Source organism: Pseudovibrio sp. Ad37, from assembly GCF_001623075.1.
In the GTDB taxonomy this organism is placed as follows: Bacteria; Pseudomonadota; Alphaproteobacteria; order Rhizobiales; family Stappiaceae; genus Pseudovibrio.
In genome coordinates, this window is sequence record NZ_LMCF01000162.1 from 1 (window position 1) to 3,208 (window position 3,208).

Below are 3,208 nucleotides of genomic sequence, written 5' to 3' on the forward strand. Positions count from 1 at the left end.
ATCAGGTAGGTATCATCACCGCCGTGGCCATGGAGGTATTGCCATCCAGCCCCCGCATCGCCGCCATAAAGAACATCATTCTTTGAGCCACCATAGATAAAATCGCTCAGCTCAGTGCCCATAATCAGGTTGGTTTCATTGCTGAACCCATGCAGCTCCATGCGGCCATCTTCACGAACCTTGAACTCACTCAGGCTTGTGCGATCGGCAAACTCATAACGTTCGATATTCTGGCCCAGGTCTGCAAGATGTAGGGACCCTGCTTTGCCGTCTGCGGTTGTCCAGCCAAGCCGAAGGGCAGTTCCCTGATTTTCGTGCTCATAAGCTTCGATGCGCAGATCATTCAGTGTCAGGTCACGGAACTTTACCGTGTCGGTTCCTTCTGAGCTGGTTTCTGCACTGCGGGTGATCCAGGAACCGCCTTTATCACGGCCAATCAGGTAGGTATCATCACCGCCGTGGCCATGGAGGTATTGCCATCCAGCCCCCGCATCGCCGCCATAAAGAACATCATTCTTTGAGCCACCATAGATAAAATCGCTCAGCTCAGTGCCCATAATCATGTTGGTTTCATTGTTGAAACCATACAGCTCCATGCGACCGTCTTCCCGAACCTTGAACTCACTCAGGCTTGTGCCATCAGCAAACTCATAGCGCTCGATGTGCTCGCCCATGTCAGCCACATTCAGTGTTCCAGCATTACCGTCTGCTGTAGTCCAGCCAAGCCGAAGGCTCGTTCCCTGATTTTCGTGTTCATAAGCTTCGATGCGCAGATCATCCAGCGTCAGGTCACGGAACTTTACTGTGTCAGTTCCTCCTGAGCTGGTTTCTGCACTGCGGGTGATCCAGGAACCACCTTTATCACGGCCAATCAGGTAGGTATCATCACCGCCACGGCCAATGAGATACTGCGCGCTGGCACCGGCATCGCCGCCATAAAGTATATCTGATTTTGAGCCACCATAGATAAAATCGCTCAGCTCAGTGCCCATAATCATGTTGGTTTCGTTGTTGAAACCATGCAGCTCCATGCGACCGTCTTCCCGAAATTTGAACTCACTCAGCACCGACCCGTCAGCAAACTCAAAACGCTCGATGTGTGGGTTATCGGCGCTCCAATTCTTGATGGTCAGGACATCGGTGATGTCATCCAGGGCCTGATTTGGCTTGGTTGGGTCAATCAGATAGAACTTCAGGTCACCCGCATCAGCGACAATCTTCAGGTCTGCCAGTGTGATGCCGTCTGTGAAGCGGAGGGTGTCGGTGCCGGAGGTCTCTGTCAGAGTATCCTCGCCAAAGCCGCGCTCAAAGATGTAGGTGTCGTTGCCTGAGCCGCCCTTGAGCTGATCATTGCCGGCACCGCCAACAAGCGTGTCGTGTCCGCTGCCTGCGTTCAGCGTGTCGTTGCCGCCAAGTCCCATGAGCAGGTCGTCTGATGATGTTCCTGTAAAGGTGTCATTGCCTTCGCTGAGAAGGGCAAGGCGGCCCTTGATTGATCCATCGGCGAACTCGAAGCGCTCGATGGAACTCTGCCAATCTTTAATGCGCAGCACGTTTGAGAGCTCGTCCAGAGCGGTTTCTGGATTATCATGATCCAGCTTGTAGACCAGCAGATCATCGCCATCTTCTACGAACTTCAGATCAGAAAGCGTGATGGTACCTTCAAAGCGAATGGTATCAAGACTGCCGGAACTGTCGATGACAACATCTTTGCCAAAGCTGCCAGCAATGACATAGGTATCATTGTCAGCCCCTCCTTCGAGCCGGTCATCTCCGATGCCGCCGATCAGTGTGTCATCACCTGTGCCGCCTTTGAGAATATCATCTCCGCCATAGGTTTTGATCAGATCGTCACCGGATTTGCCATCAATTACATCATCGCCATCAGCGGTGTAAAAGACGTTGTCGATCTCATCCCCATCAAGAATGTAAGGATCATCCAATCCCAGATCTTTGGCCGCAATAAAAGTTGCCAACCAACCAGCAGCAAACGCACTTTCTGGTTCTGCTGCGATCAGAGTGTTAATGGTCTCGCGGTTCTCAAGATACTTGTGATAGTCATTTGCGATTTGCATCCGACTTAGGACGAGCTGGGTGAGGTCTGAATCAGAGAGGTTTTTACCTTCCAACGAAAAGAATTTATCAAACTCACTTAAAGTTTCAAATGAGTGATCTTTAGTCACGTCTTGGAGATCCCAAGCTACAAAAACAGGCCATAACGGCCTACTATCTTTCGAATGATATATTTTGAATAATTTATTTTCCCAATACTTGGTGTTTTCACTGAACGTTTTGTCATGATTGTACTCATAACGGCCCCAAAAGCGACCACCTTCAATATATGCATTCTTAATGCTTTCAACTACATCCGAATGCTCTCGATAGATCCTATATCCTTCAATATTCACGCTTTCCAAAGCTCTAACAACTGCTCGCTGACCGTCAATAATATCGGCTGCAGCCATGTCTTGAACAAATGCATCCAGATAAGTAGATTGGAAATCTTTAAATGTTCGACCAAATTTACCCGCATTTTTGAGGGCATCTTCATAATGTCCAAATGACCACTGACCAAGTTCATCATAATTGTGAGATTCGGCCTTCACTAGATCTACAAAGCCGTTCATGCCATCTACGTAAGCTTGCGCTAAAGCCTTGGATAGTTCCGTGTTGCCACCATCCTTGGACCAGGTATCCAGGATAACAAATTGTCCGGTATCCTCATCAAAGCCGACATGTGTGAACGCTTGCGGATACTTCTTAAATATACTGTCGAAGATGGACCCCACGATGAAACTAAGGATAGCTCCAATTGGTCCGGTAAATGCACTGAACGTTTGCGTAATTATGGTAAATGTAGTGATCGCAATGGAAGTGACGGTTGAAGCAATCTGTCCCTCAATCGTTTCTAGGTCCGGCAGAACCGCATTGATCACTGCTGTCATTACCATGCTGACAGGATCGATGTTTCCTATGCCCTGAATGGTGTTGATAGAGTCTGCAGATAAGCCAACATCCTGAAACAGGTTGACAAACACATCTGTTTCAAAGAGCAAGTCAGCGCCAGTTGCAAGCAAAGCATCAAGCCCAGAGCCAACAACTGCCTCGAAGACTTCGCCGCCAACACCATCACCAGCAACATCGGAGAAGATCTCTGCCATGATCAGCTGGTTAACAACAGAGATCGCCGCATTGGCCCCGGCATCTG

The 3,208-nt window shown here is 49.2% G+C and carries 1 protein-coding gene; it reads right to left on the reverse strand.

All coding sequences use genetic code 11. The features are described 5' to 3' along the window. The coding region (locus tag PsAD37_RS19925) for a calcium-binding protein (RefSeq protein WP_275078339.1) at positions 1 to 3,208 on the reverse strand (3,208 nt) is incomplete at both ends.